A 23,470-nucleotide genomic window follows, 5' to 3' on the forward strand; every position below is an offset into this window, starting at 1 on the left:
CCATGACCCCTATGGCCGAGATCAGCCGCCGCTCCTTCATCGGCACCGCCGCGGCCGGAGCCGCCCTCGCCGCCGGAATACCCGGCACCGCGGAGGCCGCAGGCGCCCGGCACGGCAGCATCGCCGACGTCAAGCACGTCGTCATCCTGATGCAGGAGAACCGCAGCTTCGACCACTACTTCGGCACCCTGAGCGGGGTACGCGGCTTCAGCGACCGCCAGGCCGCCGTCCTCCCGGGCGGCGAATCGGTGTTCCGCCAGCCCGCCAGAGGCCGCAAGGAGGGCTACCTCCTGCCCTTCCGCATGGACACCACGAAGTACAACGCGCAGAACGCGGGCGGCCTCCCGCACGACTGGGACACCGGCCACAGCGCCGTCAACGGCGGCGCCATGAACAAGTGGGTCTCCGCCAAGGGCGAGCGGACCATGGGCTACTTCACCCGGCAGGACATCCCCTACCAGTACGCGCTGGCCGACGCCTTCACCCTCTGCGACGGCTACTTCTGCTCGCTGAACGGCCCCACCGACCCCAACCGCCTCTACCTGTGGACCGGCACCGCCGGCCCCGGAGTCGACGGCACCACCGGCCCGTGGACCGACAACACACCGGTCACCGGCAACCCGGTGGCCGACTGGACGACCTACGCCGAGCGTCTGGAGCAGGCCGGAATCAGCTGGCGCGTCTACCACAACCCCGACGGCTCCGACGACCGTTACGGCGACTACGACGACAACGCGCTGTCGTACTTCAAGCAGTTCCACGCCTTCCCCAAGGACGACCCGCGCTACGTCAACGCCATGACGAAGTTCGACCTCACGGCGTTCGACCAGCACTGCAAGGACGGCACCCTGCCCACCGTCTCCTGGCTGGTGGCCCCCTACCTGTTCTGCGAGCACCCGAACGCCAGCCCCGACTACGGCGCCCACTGGGTCGACACCGCACTGCAGTCGCTGTTCTCCAATCCGGACGTGTGGAAGCACACCGTCTTCCTGCTCATGTACGACGAGAACGACGGGTACTTCGACCACGTCATCCCGCCGTCCCCGGAGCCGGGCACCAAGGACGAGTTCGCGAACGGCAAGCCCATCGGCCTGGGCAGCCGGGTGCCGCTGTGGGTCCTCTCGCCGTGGTCGCGCGGCGGCTGGGTCAACTCCCAGGTCTTCGACCACACCTCGGTGCTGCGCTTCCTGGAGCGCGTCACCGGCGTGCAGGAGCCCAACATCTCCGACTGGCGGCGCACCGTCTGCGGCGACCTCACCAGCTGCTTCGACTTCACCAAGCCCGACTACAGCATCCCCGCACTGCCCGACACGGTCGCCCTGATGGCCAAGGCGGACGCCGGTGACTCGCTGCCCGCGGTCAAGGTGCCGGACCAGCAGTCCATGCCCGCGCAGGAGGAGGGCCGGCGACCGCACCGCGCGCTGCCGTACCTGCCATGGGCCGATGTGACGGTCGACCGCACCACCGGCAAGGTCACCTGCACCCTCACCAACGACGGCAGCGTCGGCTACCACTTCACCGTCCTGCCGAACGTCGCTCTGCCCTTCACCGGCACGCCGTTCACCGTCCCGCCGCGCTCGTCCCGCACCTATGTGTGGGACGCCGCCGACACCGACGGCCGCTACGACTTCTCCGTCCACGGGGCCGACGGGTTCGTCCGCCGCTTTTCCGGCACCGTCGTCCGTGCGGGCCAGGACGATGTGGCGGTGCCGTCGGTGACGGCGGCCCTGCGGGACGCCGGGCGGCCGGAGCACGCCTCGGTGGAGCTGGAGCTGCGCAACGCCGGCGGCACCGAGGTGGCGTTCACCATCACGCCGAACGACTTCGCCGGCGAGGAGCGGACCGTGTGGGTCGGGGCGGGCGACCGCACCCGCCTGACGTGGCGCACCGACGAGGGGCGGTACGACATGACGGTCACCGCGGGCACCGGCACCCGGTTCGCCCAGCGGTACGCCGGAACCGTCCACACCGTGTGAGGCAATCCAAAAGGGCACCGTGGACGTACCAAGGGAGTAGGGGCGATCCCTGCGAGGGAAAGAGGAGGGCCATCATGCGAGCACCACGCGCGAGGCGCCTCGCCGCGGCCGCCGCGGTCGGCATGCTGATGGCCGGCGGCGCCACGATCGGCGCAGCAGGCACAGCAGCAGCGGCAGCCCCTGCCGTACACCCCCAGGTGACCACCGACCCGTGCTTCGGTCACCACGGCTGGCGCTGCTTCGACCACGGCGGGTTCCGTTTCGATCACCGCTTCGACCACGGCGGGTTCCGCTTCGATCACCGCTTCGACCACCGCTTCGACCACCGGTTCAACAACGGAGTCGTCGTGATCATCGTCGGCTAGCGGCATGCGGAGACACCACCACTGACTAATGGGAACCATTTTCATATAGCTTGGTCGTGACGCACCCCCGCCGCACCGAAGAGGCCCGGCACCGCTGCCTTCCGGTGCCGGGCCCCTTACCGGTGCCGGGCTTCTCCGGACCCTCAACCGGAGAAGCCGACGTGCGCGAGCCGCAGGGGGCCGCGCAGCCTGAGGCGGACGTCGTGCACGCCCTCGGCGACGATTCCGGCGCCCAGGGTGGTGTAGGTGTACGGGTCCGTGGTGGGTGCGGCGAGGGTCAGGGCGGCCAGTACCGGACCGCCGTCCAGGGACAGTTCGAGTACGCCCTCGCCCGCCAGTTGAGCGCTCACCTCGGTCACGCCGTCGCCGAAGTCGCAGGAGCGGTAGACCAGTTCGCCCGAGACGCCCTCCGCAGGGGTCACCGCGTCACCCGCCGTCTTCGTACGGTCGACGATCGCGATGCCCGACTGCTCGTCGAAGTCCGCTGCATCGAGGCCCCGCCGGGCCGCCGCGCGAGGCGCGGGGGGCTCGCCGTCGAGGGTGAGGGTCGTGCGGAGACGGATGTCCTCGCTGGACGCGCCGAGCAGCAGGTCGTACGGGCCCTGTTCCAGGCGCCGGCCGCCCTGCGCCACATCCCAGAACTCGAAGGCGGACAGTGGGACTTCGAAGCGGAGTTCCGTCCGCTCGCCGGGCCCGAGCGCCACCCGGCGGTGGGTGAGCAGCTCGCGGCGCGGCCGGGGCGCCGACGGGTCCACCGCCCGGGTGTAGAGCTGGGCCACCTCGTCGGCCGTGCGGTCGCCCGTGTTGGTGAGGGTGCAGGACACCTGCACCATGCCGTCCGCCACCCGGGTCGAGAGGTCCGCGTAGGCGAACGACGCGTACGACAGGCCGTGACCGAAGGGGAAGAGCGGGATGCCCTCGAAGTAGAGATAGGTCTGGCGCCCGCCGATCACGTCGTAGTCGAGCAGGTCGGGCAGGTCGGCGTCGGACGCGTACCAGGTCTGCGGGAGGCGGCCCGCGGGGGAGACGTCGCCGGCCAGCACCCGGGCCAGGGCCGTGCCCGCCGCCTGGCCGCCGTGTGCGGTCCACAGCGCGGCCTGCAGGCGGGACACGTCGACCGCGTAGGGGTACGCCGACACCAGGACCAGTGCGGTGTGCGGGTTGGCCGCGCGGGCGGCGCGCAGGAGACGCTGCTGGTGGGCGGGGAGTTCCAGGGTCGTACGGTCCTCGGTCTCGCGGCCGTTGATGTGCGGGTCGTTGCCCGCCACCACCAGGACGACGTCCGCCTCCCCGGCCGCGCGGGCCACGGCCTCCTCGCCGCGTTCGACCGTGATCACCTCGAAGACGTCACCGGTGTCGGCAACCTTCACGCCGTCGGCGGCGACACGGACGTGGCGATCCGTGCCGAGGTGCTTCAGGAGGTGACCGTTGTGGCGGGGTTCCAGGCGGAACGTCTCCTGGACGACCCAGCCGCCCGGCTGGTCCGCGGAGGCGCGGAGGAGGCCGTCCTCGGCCACGGAGAGGTAGCGGCCGTCGGGAGCGCGCAGGGTCAGGACGCCCTCGCCCCAGTCGACCAGTGCGAACTCGGTGCCGGTGGCGTCCGTGGTGAGCGGGGGCAGGTCGGTGCGGCCGGACAGCAGGGCCGGGTCGAGGGCGCCCTGCGTGCCGCGCGCCTCGTCGGGGGCGTCCGTGGGCGGTACGTGGAGGAAGGCGCCGGCGGCGGTCCGCAGGCGGATCCGGTCCACGCCCTCCGCGAACTCCACCCGTTCCGCCCCGAACCGCTCGTACAGGCCCTCCAGAGGCGTGGACCGGTGCAGGAGGCTGCCGCTGTACCAGTCGAGCTTGCACTCGTCGGCGAGCAGGCCGACCACGGCGATGCGGGTGTCGGGCGCGAGGGGCAGCAGATCGTCGTTCTTCAGCAGGACGATCGCCTGTTCGGCGGCCTCCTGGGCGAGGGCGCGGTGCGCCGGGGTGTCGAACTCGCCGGTGCTCACGTGGGGGTCGTAGTGCGGGTCGAACTCGCCGAGGCGGAAGCGCACCGACAGCTGGCGGCGGACCGCGGTGTCGATGTCCGCCTCCGTCAACAGGCCCTGGTCGAGGGCCCCTCGGACCCGCGCGGTGATCTGCGTGCCGTCCGTGCCGTGGTCGGTGAAGCTGTCGACGCCGGCCAGGAGAGCGGCCGCGGTCGCCTCCTCGTGCGTGCCGAAGTAGTGCTCGGAGTCCACCAGGTTGGTCGGCGCGCCCGCGTCCGAGCAGACCAGCAGGTCCTCGCCGGTCCAGGTGCGCAGGTGGGCGCGCAGGTACGGGGAGACGTGGTTGGGGCGCCCGTTGACCAGGTTGTAGGCGGGCATCACGCCCGCCACCGCGCCCGCCTCGACCGTCTCCTTGAAAGCGCGCAGGTCGTATTCGTGCAGCACGCGCGGGCGCACGGAGGCGGACGACGTCGCGCGGTCCGTCTCGTTGTTGTGCGCCAGCCAGTGCTTGAGGACGGGGGCGGTGCGCCAGTAGGTCGGATGGTCGCCGCGCAGGCCGTGCGTGTACGCCGTGGCGATCGCCGAGGTCAGCTTCGGGTCCTCCGAGTAACCCTCCTCGTTGCGGCCCCACAGGGGGTGGCGCAGCAGATTGACCGTCGGGGACCAGACGTTGAGGCCGACCCGCTCGTCGCGGGCGCGCATCGCCCGGGCCTCCCTGGACACCGCCTCGCCGATCCGCCGCACGAGATCCGGGTTCCAGGTCGCGCCGATCCCCAAGGCCTGCGGGAACACCGTCGCCGGGCCCATCCAGGCCACGCCGTGCAGGGCCTCCTGGCCGGTACGGAAGGCGGCGACGCCCAGGCGCTCCACGGCGGGCGCGTACTGGTGCAGGAAGGAGATCTTCTCGTCCAGGGTGAGCCGCGCCAGCAGGTCGTCGACGCGCTTCGCGAACGGCAGGTGCGGGTCGCGGAATGGCGGCGTGGGCGGCGGGTGATCGGTCACGGGCGGTTCCCCTTGCGGTGGAGCGGCGAGACGCTTTCGAAGCGCTTCGATGCTCATTCGAGTACCCGCGAAGTGTCAAGGCGCTGTGCCGAAACGGGCCGGACTTCTCACCGACAGGGCAAGGAGGAGAGACGCTCTGCGGGTCCTGTGGCACATCGGAGGAATCTTGGGAGCGACCCTTGTGCGCCCCCAGGTGTTCACTTAACCTCGCAGCAACATCGAAGCGCTTCGACTATCCGGCTCCTGGTGCCGAGAACGCTTCAGCTCGGCCAGATCCACTCGAGACACCGCAGCCGACGGCCACCGCCGGGTGTCCTGGTGCGCCATGAAGGGTTGACGCAATGACGCCGAACGCCGCCTCCGCATCCTCCGCGCCCAGCCGGAGAAGCTCCCCCAGCCGGCGAAGCTTCCTCACCTCCACCGCGGTCGCCGCCGCGGCGGTGGCCGGCGGGATGCCGCTGCTCGCCGCCTGCGGCGGCGGGCAGGAGGGCCGCAAGGAAGGCACCACCTCGGGCAAGGCGGCACAGAAGATCCTCCCGGCGTACGTGGCCTCCGGCGTCGTGGCCCCGGACATCCCGGCGAAGAACGGCTCGGCGGCCGGCTTCACCAGGGCCGTCGCCATGGACCGGCTGAAGACCTCGGTCCCGAAGAAGCTCGGCAGCGGCGGCAAGCTGAAGATCATGGCCCCGCTGTGGGGCACCCCGCCGGACAACGGCAACCCGTACTACCGGGCCATGAACGAGGCCATCGGCGTCGACGTCACCTGGCAGAACCAGGACGGCAACACCTACGACGAGAAGCTGGGCGCCGTCCTCGCCTCCAGCGACATCCCGGACGTGGTGGTCGTCCCCGGCTGGAACCTGATGGGCAAGATACCCAGCGCCGTCAACGCCAAGTTCGCCGACCTCGGCCCCTACCTGTCCGGCGACAAGGTCAAGGCCTACCCGAACCTCGCGGCCGTCCCCACGGACGCCTGGCAGCGCTCCATCTTCGGCGGCCGGCTGCGGGCGATCCCGCTGCCGGGCTCCTACGTCACCAATATCGCGCCCTTCTACCGCAAGGACGTCTTCGACAAGAAGGGCTGGCAACTCCCCAAGAGCACCGACGAGTTCCTCGCCTGGGCGAAGGAGGCCACCGACGCCAAGGGCGGGGTGTGGGCCTGCGCCGACATGAAGTGGACGGCCTTCAACGCCTTCGGTGTCCTCAACGGCAGCGACAAGGCACTGTGGTGGAACCTGAAGGACGGCAAGCTGATCAACCGGGTCGAGACCGAGGAGTACCTGGACGCCCTGGAGTGGGCGCGCAAGCTGTTCGCAGCGGGCGTCGTCCACCCCGACGACAAGGCCGGCAAGACCGCCACCCCGGCCGGTGTCCGGTTCACCGCCGGCAAGCTCCTCGTCTACAACCAGGACCTGTCCGACTGGTTCGGCAAGACCTCCGAACAGCGCACCCAGAACCCGGATTTCGAGATCGCCGCGATGGACGTCTTCACCCACGACGGCGGCGACCCGCTGCTGTGGGCGGTCCAGCCCTCGAACATCTTCACCTTCGTCAGCAAGAAGGCCTCCGAGCAGCAGATCAAGGACTTCCTCGCGATCGCCGAGTTCTGCGCGTCGCCCTTCGGCACCAAGGAGCGCCTGCTCGCCGAGTACGGTGTCGAGGGCACCGACTTCACCCTGGACAAGGGCGTGCCCACCAAGACCACCAAGGGCGTCAACGAGGTCCTCGGCGCCTTCGACTACACCGGCAAGCCCGCCGCGTACGTCGCCCACCCTGACTTCCCCGAGGTCACCCGGGGCATGGTCGAGTGGCAGCAGCGCATGGGCGCCTTCACCAAGAAGTCCTCCTTCTACGGCCTCACGATCACCGAGCCCAGCCGCTGGTCCAACCTGGCCGACGACTTCGAGCAGCTGGAGGACGACATCGTGCGCGGCCGCAAGAAGGTCAGCGACATGCAGCAGGCCGTGTCCGACTGGAAGAAGAAGGGCGGCGACGACCTGCGCGGCTGGTACCAGAAGCTGCTCGACGACACCGGCTCGGCGAAGTGACCCGGGGCAAGAAGAGCCTGGACGGCAAAGTGAGCCTGCGCATCCGGATCGGACGCGACCGCACCCTGATCCTGATGACGCTGCCCGTACTCGCCCTGCTCCTGGTCTTCAACTACATCCCGATCCTCGGCAATGTGGTCGCCTTCCAGGACTACGACCCCTACCTGAGCGACAACGGCTTCGTCGCCATGTTCCAGAGCCCCTGGGTGGGCTTCGACCAGTTCCAGCGGGTGTTCGCGGACTCGGAGTTCTGGCACGCGGTGCAGAACACGTTCGTCCTCTTCTTCCTCCAGCTGGTGCTGTACTTCCCGATCCCGATCGCGCTGGCGCTGCTCATCAACAGCGTGGTCCGGCCCCGGGTCCGCGCGGTCGCCCAGGCGGTCATGTATCTGCCGCACTTCTTCTCGTGGGTGCTGGTCGTCACCGTCTTCCAGCAGATCTTCGGCGGCGCCGGCGTCATCGCGCAGACCCTGCGGCAGCACGGGCACTCCGGGTTCGACGTCATGACCGACCCGTCGGTCTTCAAGTACCTGGTGACGGCGCAGATGGTCTGGAAGGACGCCGGCTGGGGCATCATCGTCTTCCTCGCGGCCCTCGCCGCCGTCTCCACCGACCTGTACGAGGCCGCAGCCATGGACGGCGCCGGACGCTGGCGCCGCATGTGGCACATCACCCTGCCCGCCCTGCGCCCCGTGATCGCGCTGCTGCTGGTGCTGCGCGTCGGTGACGCCCTCACCGTCGGCTTCGAGCAACTCCTGCTCCAGCGGCAGGCGGTGGGGCCGGACGCCTCCGAAGTGCTGGACACCTACGTGTGGTGGAACGGCATCCGCAACCAGGACTTCAGCTATGCGGCGGCGGCCGGCCTGATCAAGGGCGTCGTCGGACTGAGCCTCGTCCTCGTGGCGAACAAGGTGGCCCACCTCATGGGCGAGCAGGGGGTGTACGAGAAGTGACCGCCGTGGTCGACCGGCCGCCCCTCGCGGAGAAACCTCCGCCTGCGGAGAAGAAGCCGGGCAGATGGGCCGCACCGCCCCGGCCCCCATGGGAGGAGGAACCGGCGAAGGCCGGGCCCGCCGCGAAGGGGCTGGTCCTCGGCGTCGCCTGCTTCGCGATCCTCTTCCCGCTGTGGATCGTGATCGTCACCAGTCTGTCCCCGAAGAAGGTCATCGACGAGACGGGCGGCCTGGTGGTGGTCCCGAAGGGCATCACCCTCGTCGCCTACCGCGAGCTGCTCGGCGGCGGCCAGGTGCAGCGGGCCGCCCTGGTCAGCCTCGGGGTGACCCTGGTGGGCACGCTGTTCAGCATGGCGGTGTCGGTGCTGTGCGCCTACGGCCTCTCGCGCCGGGGCTCACTGGGGCACCGCTGGATCCTGATGACCCTGCTGGCGACCATGTTCTTCGGCGCGGGTCTGATCCCGACGTACCTGCTGGTGCAGGCGCTGGGGTTGACCGACACCTACTTGGCGCTGATCCTGCCCAGTGCCGTGAGTGTCTTCAACATCCTCGTGCTGCGCGGCTTCTTCATGGGCATTTCATCCGAACTCATCGACAGCGCGCGGATCGACGGGGCGGGGGACTGGCGGATCCTGTGGCAGATCGTGCTGCCGCTGTCGCGGGCGGTGCTGGCCGTGATCACGCTGTTCTACGCGGTGGGTTACTGGAGTGCGTGGTTCAACGCGTCGATCTACCTGACCGACCAGAAGATGATGCCGCTGCAGAACGTGATGATCCAGCTCGTGCAGAAACAGGAACGGCCGGTGGGGCTGGCCACACAGATCAACACCGGTCAGCTGTCACCCCTGGCCATCCAGATGGCGGTGATGGTGATGGCCCTGCTTCCGGTGGCCGTCCTGTCGCCGTTCGTCCAGAAGCATTTCAGGAAGGGAATGCTGACGGGGGCGATCAAGGGCTGACGGGCGCCTTCTGAAGGGGGCGGTGCGGTCCGTCGACGGCTGCAGGTGAGTGGGGGCTGGTCGCGCAGTTCCCCGCGCCCCTCAGGTACTCGCGGCGCTGCCCGCAGCAAGGGCACCCGCCCTGGCTGCGGGCAGGCCGGCAGCAGTACCGGTCCACCAACCAACCCACGTCCAGCGAGGTACCCCATGTCCACCCTGAGCCGCAGAACCGTCCTCGCCGGAACGGCAGCCGCAGCGGCCCTCGCGGCGTTGCCCGCCCAAGCCGCCCAAGCCGAGCAGCCCGCGTACCGCTGGCGCAACGCAGTGATCGGCGGCACCGGTTTCCTCACCGGCATCCTCTTCCACCCCACCACCCCCGGCCTCGCCTACGCCCGCACGGACATCGGCGGCGCGTACAGGTGGGACTCCCCAGCCGCCCGCTGGACCCCCCTCACCGACCACCTCGGCTGGGACGACTGGAACCTCCTCGGTGTGGAGGCCATGGCCGTGGACCCCGTCCACCCGCACCGCCTCTACCTCGCCCTCGGCACCTACTCCCAGTCCTGGGCCGGCAACGGCGCGATCCTGCGCTCCGAGGACCGCGGCACCACCTGGCAGCGCACCGACCTCACCGTGAAGCTCGGCGCCAACGAGGACGGCCGGGGCGCGGGCGAGCGGCTGCTCGTCGATCCGTGCGACAGCGACACCCTGTGGCTCGGCACCCGCCACGACGGCCTTCTCAAGTCGACGGACAGGGGCGCGACGTGGGCCCCGGCCGGCGGCTTTCCACCCGCACCCACCGCCTCCGGCCAGGGCGTCACCCTCCTCGTCGCCGCCGGACGCGCCCTCTACGCCGGCTGGGGCGACGCCGACGGCAGCTCCGCCAACCTGTTCCGTACCACCGACGGCACCACATGGGAGCCCGTTCCCGGACAGCCCACCGGCACCGCCGCCAAGGTCCCGATCCGCGCCGCCCACGACCGGCACACCCGCGAGCTGTACGTCACGTACGCCGACGCCCCGGGGCCCAACGGCCAGTCCGACGGCAGTGTGCACAAGCTGGCCACCACGACCGGCACCTGGACCGACGTCACCCCGGCCACACCGGGCGGCACCGACACCTTCGGCTACGGCGGTGTCGCCGTCGACGCCCGCCGCCCCGGCACCGCCGTCGTCTCCACCAACAACCGCTGGTCGGCCGTGGACACCCTGTACCGCACCACCGACGGCGGCCGCAGCTGGGCCTCGCTGAAGGACACGGCCGTGTTCGACGTGTCCGAGACCCCCTTCCTCGAGTGGGGCGGTGACGAGCCCAAGTTCGGCTGGTGGATCCAGGCCGTCGCCGTCGACCCGTACGACTCCCGGCACGTCCTCTACGGCACCGGTGCCACCCTCTACGGCACCCGTGACCTGACCCACTGGGCACCCCAGATCAGGGGCCTGGAGGAGACGTCCGTGCGCCGGCTGATCTCGCCCCCGGCCGGGGAGGCGCACCTGATCAGCGGGAGCGGGGACATCGGCGTGATGTACCACGAGCGGCTCACCGCGTCCCCGTCGCGCGGGATGGCCACGAACCCCGTGTTCGGCACGGCCACGGGGCTCGCGCAGGCCGCGGCGAGACCGTCGTACGTCGTCCGGACCGGCTGGGGAGACCACGGGAACGGCGCCTGCTCGCAGGACGGCGGGCGCACCTGGGCGCCCTTCGCGGCCCAGCCGGGCCTCGCCAAGGACGCGCCGGGACCCGTCGCCGCCAACGCCGACGGAAGCGTGTTGCTGTGGTCCTTCGTGCACTGGGACGGCACCAAGTACCCGGCCCACCGGTCGGCGGACAACGGGGCCACCTGGTCCGAGGTCCCCTCCTTCCCGAAGGGCGCCACACCGGTCGCCGACCCGGCCGACCCGAGACTCTTCTACGCGTACGACACCGACACGGGAAACGTATACGCCAGCACTGACAGTGGGCTCACGTTCGGCGAGCGGGCCGGTGGTCTGCCCGCCGGAGACAACCAGTTCAAGCTGGTCGCCGCGCCCGGACGCTCGGGTGACCTGTGGCTGAGTGCCAAGTGGAACGGGCTGTACCGGTCCACCGACGCCGGGGCGAGCTTCTCGAAGGTCGCCGGCTGCCGGGCCTCGTACACCCTCGGCTTCGGCAAGGCTGCCGACGGCTCCGACTACCCGGCGATCTACCAGGTCGGGTCCGCGGAGAACATCACCGCCGTCCTCCGCTCCGACGACGAGGCCAAGAGCTGGGTGCGGATCAACGACGACTCCCACCAGTGGGGCTACATCGGCGACGCCGTCACCGGTGATCCGCGCGTGTACGGCCGCGTCTACCTCGCCACCAACGGGCGCGGCATCCAGTACGGGGAGCCCATATGAAACCGACCCTCGCCGACGCCACCCGCGGCCGCATCCTCTTCGGGGGTGACTACAACCCCGAGCAGTGGCCCGAGGAGACCTGGCACGAGGACGTCCGGCTGATGCGGGACGCCGGGGTCAACTCCGTGACCCTCGGGGTCTTCTCCTGGTCGCGGCTCGAACCCGAGCCGGGGAGAAGGGAGTTCGGCTGGCTGGACCGGCTGATGGATCTGCTGCACGAGAACGGCATCGGCGTCGTCCTCGCCACCCCGACCTCCTCCCCGCCGCCCTGGCTGGGCCGGCTGCACCCCGACACCCTGCCCAGGGACGCGGACGGTCGGATCGAGTGGTGGGGCGGCCGGCAGCACTTCTCGCACTCCAGTGCCACCTACCGCCGTCACGCCGCCGCCATCACCGAGGACCTGGCCGCCCGGTACGCCGCCCACCCGGCCCTCACGATGTGGCACATCAACAACGAGTACTGCACCTTCGACTACGGCGACGAGGCGGCCGCGGCCTTCCGGCGGTGGCTGCGGGAGCGGCACGGCACCCTGGACGCCCTCAACTCCGCCTGGGGCACCGCCTTCTGGAGCCAGGGCTACGACACCTGGGACGGGATCCTGCCCCCGCGCCACGCGCACTACCTGAACAACCCGGGCCAGGTGCTGGACTTCCGCCGCTTCACCTCCGACATGCTCCTGGAGTGCTGCACCGCCGAGCGGGACATCGTCCGCCGGCACACCCCCCGTCTCCCGGTGACCACCAACTTCATGCCGCTGTGGTTCGGACAGGACGCCTGGCGCTGGGCGGAGGAGGAGGATGTCGTCTCCGTCGACCTCTATCCCGATCCGCGCGATCCGCTCGGCGCCCAGCGCGGGGCCCTGGTGCAGGACCTCACCCGTTCGCAGGCGCGCGGCCCCTGGATGCTCATGGAACAAGCCGCCGGACCCGTCAACTGGCGCGGGGTGAACCATCCCAAGCCGCGCGGTCTCAACCGGCTCTGGTCCTTCCAGGCCGTCGCCCGGGGCGCCGACGCCGTCTGCTACTTCCAGTGGCGCCAGTCCCGGCAGGGCGCCGAGAAGTTCCACTCCGGGATGGTGGGCCACGCGGGGGAGCAGGGCCGTACGTACCAGGAGGTCAGGCAGCTCGGCAACGAACTCGCCCGGATCGGACCCCAGGTGGCCGGGCAGCACAGCCGCGCCGAGATCGCGATCCTGCACGACTGGCACTCCTGGTGGGCCGGCGCCCACGAGGGCCGGCTGTCCACCGAGGTCGATCTGCCGGACGTCCTGAACGCCTGGCACCGGGCCCTGTGGGAGTCCCACCTGGCCACCGACTTCGCCCACCCGGAGCACGACCTGTCCGGCTACACGTGCGTGCTCGTACCGCAGCTCTACCTCCTCACGGACACCGCGGTCGACAACCTCCTCGCCTACGTCCGCGACGGCGGGACCCTGGTCTGCGGCTTCCTCACGGGCATCGCCGACCAGGACGACCGGGTCAGGCCCGGCGGCATGGACGCCCGGCTGCGCGAGCTGTTCGGCATCCGCACCCTGCACGAATGGTGGCCGCTGGAGGCGGGGGAGACCGTGGCCTGCGACGGCTTCCGCGGCACCCTGTGGTCGGAGGAGATCGAACCGGGACCCGGCGCCGCCGAGACCGTGCCGTACAAAGGCGGAGAGCTGGACGGGCTGCCCGCCGTGCTGCGCAGGGGGCGCGCCTGGTACGTCTCCACGCTCCCCGAACCGGAGGCGCTGCGCACCCTGCTCGCCCGGATCACCACCGAGGCGGGCGCCCGCCCGGTGCTCGACGGGCTTCCGGCGGGCGTCGAGGCCGTACGCCGGGGCGAGCTGCTGTTCCTCCTCAACCACGGGCGCGAGCCGGTCGCCGTCGACGTCCCGGGCACGCACCACGAGTTGCTCGGGGACACGACCGCCGCCGGCCCGGTCACCCTCGGCCGTTACGGCGTGGCGGTGCTGCGGTCATGAGCCACCTCCCCGTCCACGGCACCTGGGAGCCGGTCCCCGCCGCCCGCTGGGAGGACGCCTTCCTGAGCGGCAACGGCCACCACGGCGCCCTTGTGTTCGGTGATCCGAACGACGACCGTGTCATCGTCACCCAGCACACCCTGGTCCGCCCCAACGGCAGCGAACACGCTCGGCCGCCCCGGCTCGCCGCCGAACTCCGCGCCCTCCAGGACCGGATGCTCGCCGGAGACCTCACCGCGGCCGAGGGCTTCACCGACGACCGCCCCCTCCAGTGGGTACAGCCCTTCCATCCTGCCTTCCAGATACGGCTGCGCAGGCCGGCCGCCCCCGTGCGCGGCTACCGCCGGGCCGTCGACTTCGCCACCGGCGAGGCCACCGCCGCCTGCGCCGACTGGAGCAGCCGCGTCTTCGTCTCCCGCGCGGACGACGTGATCGTGCAGGAGGTCGCGGCGGCGGATCTGGTCGTCACCCTGGACCACCGGCTCCCGGGCGCCCCGCCCGGCCTGGGCGTCGGCCACGGCGCGCTCCTGACCCCCGAGGGCGCCCTGCTGAGCCTGCGCGCCCGCTACCCGGACAGCGACCACGCCTACACCGGCGTGACCCTGGTCGCGGCCTTCGGCGGCAACGCCGAACTTGTCCCGCCCGGTGTCCGCGTCACCGGCGCCGGCCCGGTGCTGCTGCTGACCCGGGTACGCCGCCACACCGGCGAGCTGGACGTCGATGCCGAGGGCCGGGAGCTGCGCGATCTCCTCGGGAGCGGCGAGCGGCCGTACGGCGGGCTCCTCGGCCGCCATCTGGCCCGCCACCGCACCGCCTACCAGCGGGTCACCCTCGACCTCGGCGCCGACCCCGCCGACCGTGCCCTGCCCGGCTCGGCACTCCTCGACCGTCCGCACAGCACGGCCCTGCCGGAACGGCTCTTCGCCGCCGGCCGCTACCACCTGCTCTCCAGCAGCGGCCTGTTCCCGCCCCGCCTGACCGGCCTGTGGACCGGCGACTGGAACACCGCCTGGTCCGGGGCGTTCACCACGGACGCCAACCTCAACCTCCAGACCGCCTCGGCGGTGACCGCCGCCCTGCCCGAAGTGACCGAAGCACACGCCTCGTTGATCCACCGTCAGCTCCCGGACTGGCAGGACAACGCCCGTTCGGTCTTCGGTGCGAGGGGCGTCGTCGCGCCCGCCCACACCGACGGCGAGTCCGGACTGTCGTACCACTTCAGCCGCGAATACCCGCTGCACCTGTGGACGGCCGGCGCCGACTGGCTGCTCAAGCCGCTGGCCGACCACGACGAGACCCGTGGCGCACAGGATCCGCGCACGGCCGCCGTCCTCGCCGAGATCGCCACGTTCTACGAGGACTTCCTCACCCGCACCGACGCCGACGGCCACCTCGTCGTCGTCCCGTCCTACTCGCCCGAGAACCGTCCCGCGAACGCGAGCCGGGGCGCACTCAACGCGGCCATGGACCTCTCCGCCGCGCGGCACGCCCTGCACACCGCCGCCCGCTACCACCCCGAACGGGCCCCGGCATGGCGGGCGTTGGCCGACCGCCTGCCCCCGCACCGGACCAATGCCGACGGCGCCCTCGCCGAATGGGCCTGGCCCGGCCTGGACGACACCTACGACCACCGCCACCTCAGCCATCTCTACGGCGTCTGGCCCCTCGACCAGATCAACCCCTACGACACCCCGGAGCTGGCCGCAGCCGCCCACCGCGCCCTCGAACTGCGCGGCGCGGAGAACCACTCGGCCCACGGCCATCTGCACCACGCCCTGATCGCCGCCCGGCTCGGGGACGCCGACCGGGTCGGGCATGCCCTGCGCGAGGTCCTGGCGGGCGACTTCTTCCACGCCTCCCTGATGAGCGCCCACTACCCGCACCGGGACGTCTACAACGCGGACGCCGCGCACACCCTCCCGGCCGTGCTGATCGAGATGCTCGTGCAGTCCACGCCGGACCGGCTCGTCCTGCTGCCGGCCGTTCCGGACGCCTGCCGACAGGGCGAACTCAGGGGCGTACGCACCCGGTTCGGGGCGGAGATCGACCTCAGCTGGTCCCCGGACGGTGCCCGAGCCGTCGTCAGGCCCGGCCGCACCCACCGCATCGAACTGCGTACTTCCGCCGGCGCCGAACCCCTGGACCTCGTCGCCGGAGAAGACCGCGTCCTCACCCTGGGGCCGCGGTGACCCGGGGAACTCCCCCCACCCATGGAAGGGACACCATGGCAACAAGCACGCCGAGCAGGGTCGCGAAGGCCCTGATCGCCCCCGCACTCGCCCTCGGCGCCACCGTCGGCCTCGCCTCGGCGCCCGCGTCCGCCGCGGTCTGGAGCTCCTGCGACCAGTGGGGCAACACCACGCTGAACGGCTACACGCTCTACAACAACATCTGGGGCTCCGGCGCCGGCAGCCAGTGCATCTGGGCCAACTCCGGCACCAGCTGGGGCGTCTGGGCGAACCACCCCGGCACCGGCGGTATCAAGTCGTACCCCAACGCCAAGAAGGTGATCAACAAGTCGATCACCTCCCTGTCCTCGCTCACCAGCAGCTACAACGTCACCGTGCCGTCGTCCGGCGCGTACAACACGTCGTACGACATCTGGGACACCGCCCACAAGTACGAGGTCATGCTCTGGGTCAACAAGACCGGGGCCGTCGGGCCGCTCGGCACCTCGCAGGGCTCCCTGACCCTCGGCGGCTCCACCTGGACCGTCTACAAGGGCAACAACGGCTCCAACGACGTGTTCTCCTTCGTGCGCAGCTCCAACTCCAGCTCCGGCACCGTGAACGTCCTGCCCATCCTGAAGTGGATCAAGGACACCAAGGGCTGGTTCGGCGACGTGACCATCGGTGACCTGCAGTTCGGCTTCGAGATCACCTCGTCGTCCGGCGGGCTCGACTTCGCCACCAACAGCTACGGCGTCAGCAGCAGCTGAGCCGCGCAGCAGCGGAGAGGGGCCGGTCCCGTGCGGGCCGGCCCCTCTCCCGCGCTCACCCGGTGACCGGAAGTTCCACGCCGTCCCGCAGGAACAGCGGGATGCGGTCCAGCGGAGCGTCCACCGTCACGGCCGTACCGCCCTCGTACGTCTCACCCGTCCAGGCGTCCGTCCAGCGCGCGCCCGCAGGCAGGTACGTCGTACGGGCCGTGGCGCCCGCGGTCAGCACCGGGGCGACCAGCAGGTCCGGGCCGAAGAGGTAGGCATCGTCGACCGACCAGGCCGCCTGGTCGTCGGGGAACTCCAGGAACAGTGGGCGCATCACCGGCAGGCCCTCCTCGTGGGCCTCCCGCATGACCCGCAGGACGTACGGCCTGAGGCGCTCGCGCAGCCGCAGGTACCGCTCCAGGACGCCGGCGGCCTCCTCGCCGTACGCCCACACCTCGTTCGGGCCGCCGGTCATGTCGGGGCCGAGCGGCAGGCCCGGGTCGCGGAAGCCGTGCAGGCGCATCAGCGGGGACAGCGCGCCGAACTGGAACCAGCGGATCATCACCTCGCGGTACGCCGGGTCGCTCGGGTCGCCGCCGTGGAAGCCGCCGATGTCGGTGTTCCACCAGGGGATCCCGGACAGCGCGGTGTTGAGGCCGGCCGCGATCTGGCGGCGCAGCGTCGCGAAGTCGGTGCCGATGTCACCGGACCACAGGGCCGCGCCGTACCGCTGGCTGCCCGCCCACGCCGAGCGGTTCAGCGTGACCACGTCCGTCTCGCCCGCCGCCAGCAGACCCTCGTGGAAGGTGCGGGCGTTCTCGCGCGGGTAGAGGTTGCCGACCTCCAGACCCGGGCCCGCCCAGTAGCGCAGGTTCTCCGGGAAGCCCGGCTTCAGCTCCGGCTCGCAGGCGTCCAGCCAGAAGGCCGTGATGCCGTACGGCGCGAGGTAGTTGTCCCGGACGCGGGACCACACGAACTCCCGTGCCTCGGGGTTCGTGGCGTCGTAGAAGGCCACCTGGACGGTGGAGTCGACCCCCTTGTCCGGCCAGTCGGCGTGCGCCATCGGGCCGTACTGGGTGCCGATGAAGTGGCCGCGCTGCTCCATGAGCGCGTGGTTCTCGGACAGCGGCGACACCGACGGCCACACGGACACGACCAGCTTGATGCCCAGCTCGTCCAGCTCACGGACCATCGCCGCGGGGTCGGGCCACTCCTTCGGATCGAACCTCCACTCGCCGAGGTGGGTCCAGTGGAAGAAGTCGCACACGATCGCGGAGATCGGCAGGCCCCGGCGCTTGTACTCCCGTGCCACGGCAAGGAGTTCGTCCTGGGTGCGGTAGCGCAGCTTGCACTGCCAGAAGCCCGCGGCCCACTCCGGGAGCATCGGCGAACGCCCGGTCACGGCGGTGTAGGCGCGCTGGCCGTCGGCCGGCGCGCCCGCGGTGATCCAGTAGTCCAGCTGCCGGGCCGAGTCGGCCACCCAGCGGGTGCCGTTGGCGGCCAGCTCCACCCGGCCGATCGCCGGGTTGTTCCACAGCAGGGTGTAGCCCCGGCTGGAGACCAGCACCGGCACGCTCACCTCGGCGTTGCGCTGCACCAGGTCCAGCACCAGGCCCTTCTGGTCCAGCCGGCCGTGCTGGTGCTGGCCCAGGCCGTACAGCCTCTCGCCCTCGTAGGCGGAGAACCGCTGCTCCAGTCGGTGGTGGCCGTTGCCGACGGCCGTGTACAGACGCGAGCCCGGCCACCAGAAGTGGGCGCGCTCCTCGGCGAGCAGTTCCGAGCCGTCGTCGGTGCGCAGGAAGCGGATCAGGCCCTCTCCGGTCACCTCGACGGTGAGTGCGCCGACCGTCAACCGGCCTTGATCTTCAGCGATCTTGACGGTGCTCGCGGGGGCCGGCGGGGAGTCCAGGAGCGCGCCCGGCAGATCCTCCAGCACCGGGCCGCCGAGGCGGGCGCGCACCCGGACCGCGTCCGGACCCCACGGCTCGATCCGCACCGTCTCCTGACGGCCGCTCCACTCCAGCGCGCCGTCCCGCTCACGGAAGGTGCCGACGGTGGGGGAGGACTGCGCGAGGCTGGCCTTGGGCTGGATTCCGGCAGGCTGGTTCACGGGCATGCTCCTGAGGTAAGGAGTGCAGACAGGGACAGCAGGCAGAGGTGTGCCCCGCAGGCGCGAGGCGGTGAGAAGGGGGTACGTCAGGACGCGGCGGGCGCCGGTCCCGAACTCGCCCGTACCGTCAGCTCGGGCGTGATCAGCACGACCTCGTCGCTGCCTTGCCCGTCCAGCTTGGCCACCAGGTGCTCCACGGCGTGCCGGCCCATCTCCTGTGCGGGGACGGCCACCGAGGTCAGCCGTACCGAGGTCTGGACGGCGACCTGGTCCGGGCAGATCGCGACCACGGACACGTCCTCGGGCACGGCCCGGCCCTGCTGGCGCAGCAGCGCGAGCAGCGGCTCCACCGCGGACTCGTTCTGCACGACGAACCCGGTGGTCCCCGGGCGCTCGTCGAGGATCCGGGCCAGGGTCACGGCCATCGCGTCGTACCCGCCCCCGCACGGGCGGTGCAGCACCCGCACGCCCGCCTCGCGGGCGCGGGAGCGGAGTCCGTCCAGGGTGCGCTCGGCGAAGCCGGTGTGCCGCTCGTAGACGGCCGGGGCCTCACCGATGACAGCGATGTCACGGTGACCGAGTCCCGAGAGGTGTTCCACGCACAGCGCGCCGGTCGCGGTCCAGTCCAGGTCGACGCAGGTCAGGCCGGTGGTGTCGGCGGGCAGGCCGATCAGCACGGACGGCTGGTCGGTGCTGCGCAGCAGCGGCAGCCGCTCGTCCTCCAGTTCGACGTCCATCAGGATCATCGCGTCGGCCAGCCCGCTGCCGGTGACCCGGCGCACCGCGTCGGGGCCCTCCTCGCCGGTGAGCAGCAGGACGTCGTACCCGTGCGTGCGGGCCGTGGTGGCCACCGCGATGGCGATCTCCATCATCACCGGCACGTACATGTCGGTGCGCAGCGGGATCATCAGCGCGATGATGTTCGACCGGTTGCTCGCCAGGGCGCGTGCGCCCGCGTTGGGGTGGTAGCCGAGCTCCCGGATGCTCTGCTCGACGCGCTGCCGGGTGGTCGTGGAGATGGACCGCTTGCCGCTGAGGACATAGCTCACCGTGCTCGCCGAGACTCCGGCGTGCTGGGCGACCTCGGCGAGGGTGACCATCCAGCTCTCCAAGCTTTGTGAAGCGCTTCGACACTGCGCATTGCTGACGGGGGCGAGTGAGGGTGTATTGACAGTAGCCCCAGCGGAGGTGGGTGTCCATAGGTTGTCGAAGCGCTTCGACACCTTTTCCGGAGCCAGTGCGCGGGCAACCTTTCGGCAGGGCGGTGACGACAGGGAGGCGGTAGACGAACCGTCCCCCGGAAGGACCCCCGATGCAACATCGCAGACCGCGCCTGTCGAAGAAGACGAAGACGATCCTGTCGGCCTCGGTCGCCCTGGCGGCCGCCGCGGGCGTCACCGTGGCGCAGGCCGGCGAGTCGAGCAGGAAGTGCACGGCCTTCGACACCGTCACGCTCGGCAAGTACTACGTCAACAACAACCTCTGGGGCCAGGACAAGGGCACCGGTGCCCAGTGCGTCTGGGACAACCCGGCATCCGGCTCCACCATCTCCTGGGGGACGGACTACACCTGGGCCACCAACAGCAAGGGCAAGGACTCCGACGTCAAGTCGTACGCCAGTACGGTCCTCGGCTGGCACTGGGGCTGGAAGGCCGACAAGGCGTCCACCGGGCTGCCGCTCCGGGTCGGCGACCGCAAGAAGGTCACCGCCAGGTGGAACTTCTCCCTCAGCTCCGACCCGGGCACCATGAACGTCGTCTACGACCTCTGGCTGCACGCCAAGAGCGATGCCGACTGGCAGGACCGGCCCACCGACGAGGTCATGATCTGGCTCAACCGGCAGGGCGGTGCGGGACCGCTCGGCACCAAGTACGGCAGCGTCAGCCTCGGCGGCTCGATGTGGGACATCTACCAGGGCGACATCGGCTGGAAGGTGTACTCCTTCGTCCGCCGGACGAACACCACGAGCGCCACGCTCGACCTCGACGACTTCACGCAGGCACTCGTCAGGCGCAAGCTGCTCGGCAACGACAAGTACGTCTCCGGCATCGAGTCCGGAACCGAGGTGTTCAAGGGCTCCGGCCGCCTCGACACCAAGTCCTACTCGGTGGAGATCGGCTGAATCATCCGCTGAACGGACGCGCGAGGGGTGGTGGGGTCGGCCCGTTTCGGGTACCAACGATCCAGTAGCACCGATCGGTAACGAACGGTCCCCCATCATCCTCTTCGCGGCGAGGTGAGCCTCATGTCCGCCCCCACCACCCAACGCACCACCGTCTCCGAACGCGAGGCCCGGCAGGTGGCGGAGGCCGCCCGGGAACAGGACTGGCGCAAGCCCAGCTTCGCCAAGGAGCTGTTTCTCGGGCGCTTCCGGCTCGACCTCATCCATCCCCACCCGCTGCCGGAAGCCGAGAGCGTGCGCCGTGGCGAGGAGTTCCTCGCCAAACTGCGCGACTTCTGCGAGTCGGCGATCGACTCCGCCCGCATCGAGCGCGAGGCACGCATCCCCGACGAGGTCGTCGCGGGCCTGAAGGAACTCGGCGCGCTCGGCATGAAGATCGACCCCAAGTACGGCGGTCTCGGCCTCACCCAGCTGTACTACAACAAGGCCCTCGCCCTGGTCGGCTCGGCGAGCCCCGCGGTCGGCGCCCTGCTCTCCGCCCATCAGTCGATCGGCGTACCGCAGCCGCTCAAGCTCTTCGGCACCCAGGAGCAGAAGGACGCCTTCCTGCCCCGCTGCGCCCGCACCGACATCTCCGCCTTCCTGCTCACCGAGCCGGACGTCGGCTCCGACCCGGCGCGCCTCGCGACGACCGCCGTCCCGGAGGGCGACGACTACGTCCTCGACGGGGTGAAGCTGTGGACCACCAACGGGGTGGTCGCGGACCTGCTCGTCGTCATGGCACGCGTGCCGAAGTCCGAGGGGCACAAGGGCGGCATCACCGCCTTCGTGGTGGAGGCCGGCTCCGAGGGCGTCACCGTGGAGAACCGCAACGCCTTCATGGGCCTGCGCGGCATCGAGAACGGCGTCACCCGCTTCCACCAGGTCCGGGTCCCGGCCGCGAACCGCATCGGCCCCGAGGGTGCGGGCCTGAAGATCGCGCTCACCACCCTCAACACCGGTCGGCTGTCGCTGCCCGCGATGTGCGCCGGCTCGGGCAAGTGGTGCCTGAAGATCGCTCGCGAGTGGGCGGCGGAGCGGGAGCAGTGGGGCAAGCCGCTCGCGCTGCACGAGGCCGTCGGCTCCAAGATCAGCTTCATCGCGGCCACCACCTTCGCCCTGGAGGCCGTCCTCGACCTCTCCTCGCAGATGGCCGACGAGGACCGCAACGACATCCGCATCGAAGCCGCCCTCGCCAAGCTCTACGGCTCCGAGATGGCCTGGCTGATGGCCGACGAACTGGTCCAGATCCGCGGCGGCCGGGGCTACGAGACGGCCGAGTCCCTGAAGGCGCGCGGCGAACGGTCCGTGCCGGCCGAGCAGATCCTGCGCGACCTGCGCATCAACCGGATCTTCGAGGGCTCGACGGAGATCATGCACCTGCTCATCGCCCGCGAGGCCGTCGACGCCCACCTCTCGGTCGCCGGCGATCTCATCGACCCCGACAAGTCCCTGTCGGACAAGGCGAAGGCGGGCGCGAACGCGGGCCTCTTCTACGCCAAGTGGCTGCCGAAACTGGTCGCCGGTCCTGGCCAACTGCCCTCCTCGTACAGCGAGTTCAAGCGTGACACCGACCTCTCCGGCCATCTGCGCTATGTGGAGCGGCACGCCCGCAAGCTGGCCCGCTCCACCTTCTACGCGATGTCCCGCTGGCAGGGCCGGATGGAGACCAAGCAGGGCTTCCTCGGCCGGGTCGTGGACATCGGCGCTGAGCTGTTCGCGATGAGCGCGGCCTGTGTGCGCGCCGAGCGGCTGCGCGGCGAGGGCGAGCACGGCCGCGAGGCCTACCAGCTCGCCGACGCGTTCTGCCGCCAGTCCCGCCTCCGCGTCGAGGAACTCTTCAACCGGCTGTGGGCCAACACCGACGACCTCGACCGCAAGGTGGTCAAGGGCGTGCTCGGCGGGGCCTACGAGTGGCTGGAGCAGGGGATCGTCGACCCGTCCGGGGACGGCCCGTGGATCGCCGATGCGACCCCCGGACCGTCCGCACGAGAGAACGAGCGGCGCCCCTACGGCGCCTAGTCCGACGACAGGACCCGGGCCGCTCCCGCGGACCGCAGGGCAGCTGGGGCTCAGACGCCCCAGGTGCCCTGGTTCGAGGCGCAGTTCCAGCCCGTGCCCTTCAGGGTGAACTTCACCTTGTAGGAGTGGGTGTTGAGCAGGTGCGTGGGCACCTTCACCCCGAGGCTCGCCTTCTTCTTGAGCGTCGTCGTGTACACGGACACCGTCTTCGTCGTGTTCTTGGTGACCTTGCCGCCCTTGGCCTTGGCCGTGCCGAAGCGGATGTTCTTGACGTCGGTGACGGTGAACGTCACCTTCTTGAAGCTCTTGCTGGTGCTCTTGTTCTTGATGCCGAAGTAGAGGCCGCCGTTGGTCACCCAGCCGTGCGAGTCGACGTAGAAGCGGCTCGGATAGACCAGGTCGATCGGGCAGCCGCTGCTCTTCGGCGCCTGCGTCGCGGCCGACGCGGCGGTGCCGAGCCCGAGTTGGGCGGCGGTGACGAGCCCTGCCGTGGCCAGGACGGCGGCGGTCGTGCGTGTGCGGTTCATCGTGGTGACTCCTCCCCGTGGGGCCCTGCTTGCCAGGCCCGACGGGAAGGATGTCATCCCCGGCGGCCGAAGGCGCGCGATTTGCCCGCCCGTCGGGCTGTCGTTCCGGCGCCTTGCGGCCGG

Annotated in this window: 15 protein-coding genes; 11 read left to right on the forward strand and 4 right to left on the reverse strand. The window is 70.7% G+C overall.

Annotated elements, in window-relative coordinates:
• The first annotated feature begins 2 nt into the window (after positions 1–2).
• Entirely contained in the window at positions 3–1,976 is a 1,974-nt protein-coding gene (locus ABZ471_RS02805; RefSeq protein ID WP_359061655.1) for a phosphocholine-specific phospholipase C, read from the forward strand.
• 74 nt (positions 1,977–2,050) lie between these two features.
• Positions 2,051–2,341, forward strand: coding sequence for a hypothetical protein (locus tag ABZ471_RS02810; protein WP_359061657.1), 291 nt, complete (start codon positions 2,051–2,053; stop codon positions 2,339–2,341).
• Positions 2,342–2,484: 143 nt separating this feature from the next.
• Here ABZ471_RS02810 and ABZ471_RS02815 read toward each other — a convergent pair whose 3' ends face one another.
• Positions 2,485–5,316 (reverse strand): glycoside hydrolase family 3 C-terminal domain-containing protein, encoded by a 2,832-nt coding sequence (locus ABZ471_RS02815; protein WP_359061659.1) that lies wholly within the window; start codon positions 5,314–5,316, stop codon positions 2,485–2,487.
• 341 nt (positions 5,317–5,657) lie between these two features.
• Between ABZ471_RS02815 and ABZ471_RS02820 the strand changes: the two genes are divergently transcribed.
• From ABZ471_RS02820 to ABZ471_RS02850, 7 genes are all read left to right on the forward strand, one after another.
• The gene (locus ABZ471_RS02820; protein ID WP_359061661.1) at positions 5,658–7,364 is read left to right on the forward strand and encodes an extracellular solute-binding protein; all 1,707 of its coding nucleotides are present in this window, start codon (positions 5,658–5,660) and stop codon (positions 7,362–7,364) included.
• Positions 7,361–8,317, forward strand: coding sequence for an ABC transporter permease subunit (locus ABZ471_RS02825; protein ID WP_359061663.1), 957 nt, complete (start codon positions 7,361–7,363; stop codon positions 8,315–8,317). Before ABZ471_RS02820 ends, ABZ471_RS02825 begins: the two co-directional genes overlap by 4 nt.
• The gene (locus ABZ471_RS02830) at positions 8,314–9,276 is read left to right on the forward strand and encodes a carbohydrate ABC transporter permease (RefSeq protein WP_359061665.1); all 963 of its coding nucleotides are present in this window, start codon (positions 8,314–8,316) and stop codon (positions 9,274–9,276) included. The genes ABZ471_RS02825 and ABZ471_RS02830 overlap by 4 nt, the downstream gene beginning before the upstream one ends.
• 186 nt (positions 9,277–9,462) lie before the next feature.
• Positions 9,463–11,634 (forward strand): 1,4-beta-glucanase, encoded by a 2,172-nt coding sequence (locus ABZ471_RS02835; RefSeq protein ID WP_359061667.1) that lies wholly within the window; start codon positions 9,463–9,465, stop codon positions 11,632–11,634.
• Entirely contained in the window at positions 11,631–13,601 is a 1,971-nt protein-coding gene (locus tag ABZ471_RS02840; protein WP_359061669.1) for a beta-galactosidase, read from the forward strand. Before ABZ471_RS02835 ends, ABZ471_RS02840 begins: the two co-directional genes overlap by 4 nt.
• Positions 13,598–15,790: a glycoside hydrolase N-terminal domain-containing protein gene (locus ABZ471_RS02845; RefSeq protein ID WP_359061671.1), complete on the forward strand. Its 2,193-nt coding sequence runs from the start codon at positions 13,598–13,600 to the stop codon at positions 15,788–15,790. Before ABZ471_RS02840 ends, ABZ471_RS02845 begins: the two co-directional genes overlap by 4 nt.
• A 35-nt stretch (positions 15,791–15,825) precedes the next feature.
• Entirely contained in the window at positions 15,826–16,539 is a 714-nt protein-coding gene (locus ABZ471_RS02850) for a hypothetical protein (RefSeq protein WP_359061672.1), read from the forward strand.
• Positions 16,540–16,594: 55 nt separating this feature from the next.
• On the opposite strand, the gene ABZ471_RS02855 is transcribed toward ABZ471_RS02850, so the two are convergent.
• Together ABZ471_RS02855 and ABZ471_RS02860 are read right to left on the reverse strand one after the other, a co-directional pair.
• Positions 16,595–18,637: a TIM-barrel domain-containing protein gene (locus ABZ471_RS02855; RefSeq protein WP_359061674.1), complete on the reverse strand. Its 2,043-nt coding sequence runs from the start codon at positions 18,635–18,637 to the stop codon at positions 16,595–16,597.
• An 86-nt stretch (positions 18,638–18,723) separates the two neighbouring features.
• Complete coding sequence (locus ABZ471_RS02860; RefSeq protein ID WP_359061676.1) at positions 18,724–19,737, reverse strand: LacI family DNA-binding transcriptional regulator; 1,014 nt, start codon at positions 19,735–19,737, stop codon at positions 18,724–18,726.
• Positions 19,738–19,949: 212 nt separating this feature from the next.
• On the opposite strand from ABZ471_RS02860, the gene ABZ471_RS02865 reads away from it, so the two are divergent.
• On the forward strand, positions 19,950–20,759 hold the full coding sequence (locus ABZ471_RS02865) for an endo-1,4-beta-glucanase (protein WP_359061678.1): 810 nt from the start codon (positions 19,950–19,952) through the stop codon (positions 20,757–20,759).
• Positions 20,760–20,882: 123 nt separating this feature from the next.
• On the forward strand, positions 20,883–22,820 hold the full coding sequence (locus ABZ471_RS02870; RefSeq protein WP_359061680.1) for an acyl-CoA dehydrogenase family protein: 1,938 nt from the start codon (positions 20,883–20,885) through the stop codon (positions 22,818–22,820).
• 50 nt (positions 22,821–22,870) lie between these two features.
• On the opposite strand, the gene ABZ471_RS02875 is transcribed toward ABZ471_RS02870, so the two are convergent.
• On the reverse strand, positions 22,871–23,347 hold the full coding sequence (locus tag ABZ471_RS02875) for a hypothetical protein (RefSeq protein ID WP_359061682.1): 477 nt from the start codon (positions 23,345–23,347) through the stop codon (positions 22,871–22,873).
• Positions 23,348–23,470 lie beyond the last annotated feature (123 nt).

Source organism: Streptomyces sp. NPDC005728, from assembly GCF_040630895.1.
GTDB lineage: Bacteria > Actinomycetota > Actinomycetes > Streptomycetales > Streptomycetaceae > Streptomyces.

Coding starts and splice junctions, on each gene's coding strand:
- ABZ471_RS02865 (WP_359061678.1), top strand. CDS start 19,950: ATGCAACATCGCAGACCGCGCCTGTCGAAGAAGACGAAGACGATCCTG.
- ABZ471_RS02835 (WP_359061667.1), top strand. CDS start 9,463: ATGTCCACCCTGAGCCGCAGAACCGTCCTCGCCGGAACGGCAGCCGCA.
- ABZ471_RS02820 (WP_359061661.1), top strand. CDS start 5,658: ATGACGCCGAACGCCGCCTCCGCATCCTCCGCGCCCAGCCGGAGAAGC.
- ABZ471_RS02810 (WP_359061657.1), top strand. CDS start 2,051: ATGCGAGCACCACGCGCGAGGCGCCTCGCCGCGGCCGCCGCGGTCGGC.
- ABZ471_RS02860 (WP_359061676.1), bottom strand. CDS start 19,737: ATGGTCACCCTCGCCGAGGTCGCCCAGCACGCCGGAGTCTCGGCGAGC.
- ABZ471_RS02875 (WP_359061682.1), bottom strand. CDS start 23,347: ATGAACCGCACACGCACGACCGCCGCCGTCCTGGCCACGGCAGGGCTC.
- ABZ471_RS02850 (WP_359061672.1), top strand. CDS start 15,826: ATGGCAACAAGCACGCCGAGCAGGGTCGCGAAGGCCCTGATCGCCCCC.
- ABZ471_RS02840 (WP_359061669.1), top strand. CDS start 11,631: ATGAAACCGACCCTCGCCGACGCCACCCGCGGCCGCATCCTCTTCGGG.
- ABZ471_RS02845 (WP_359061671.1), top strand. CDS start 13,598: ATGAGCCACCTCCCCGTCCACGGCACCTGGGAGCCGGTCCCCGCCGCC.
- ABZ471_RS02805 (WP_359061655.1), top strand. CDS start 3: ATGACCCCTATGGCCGAGATCAGCCGCCGCTCCTTCATCGGCACCGCC.
- ABZ471_RS02870 (WP_359061680.1), top strand. CDS start 20,883: ATGTCCGCCCCCACCACCCAACGCACCACCGTCTCCGAACGCGAGGCC.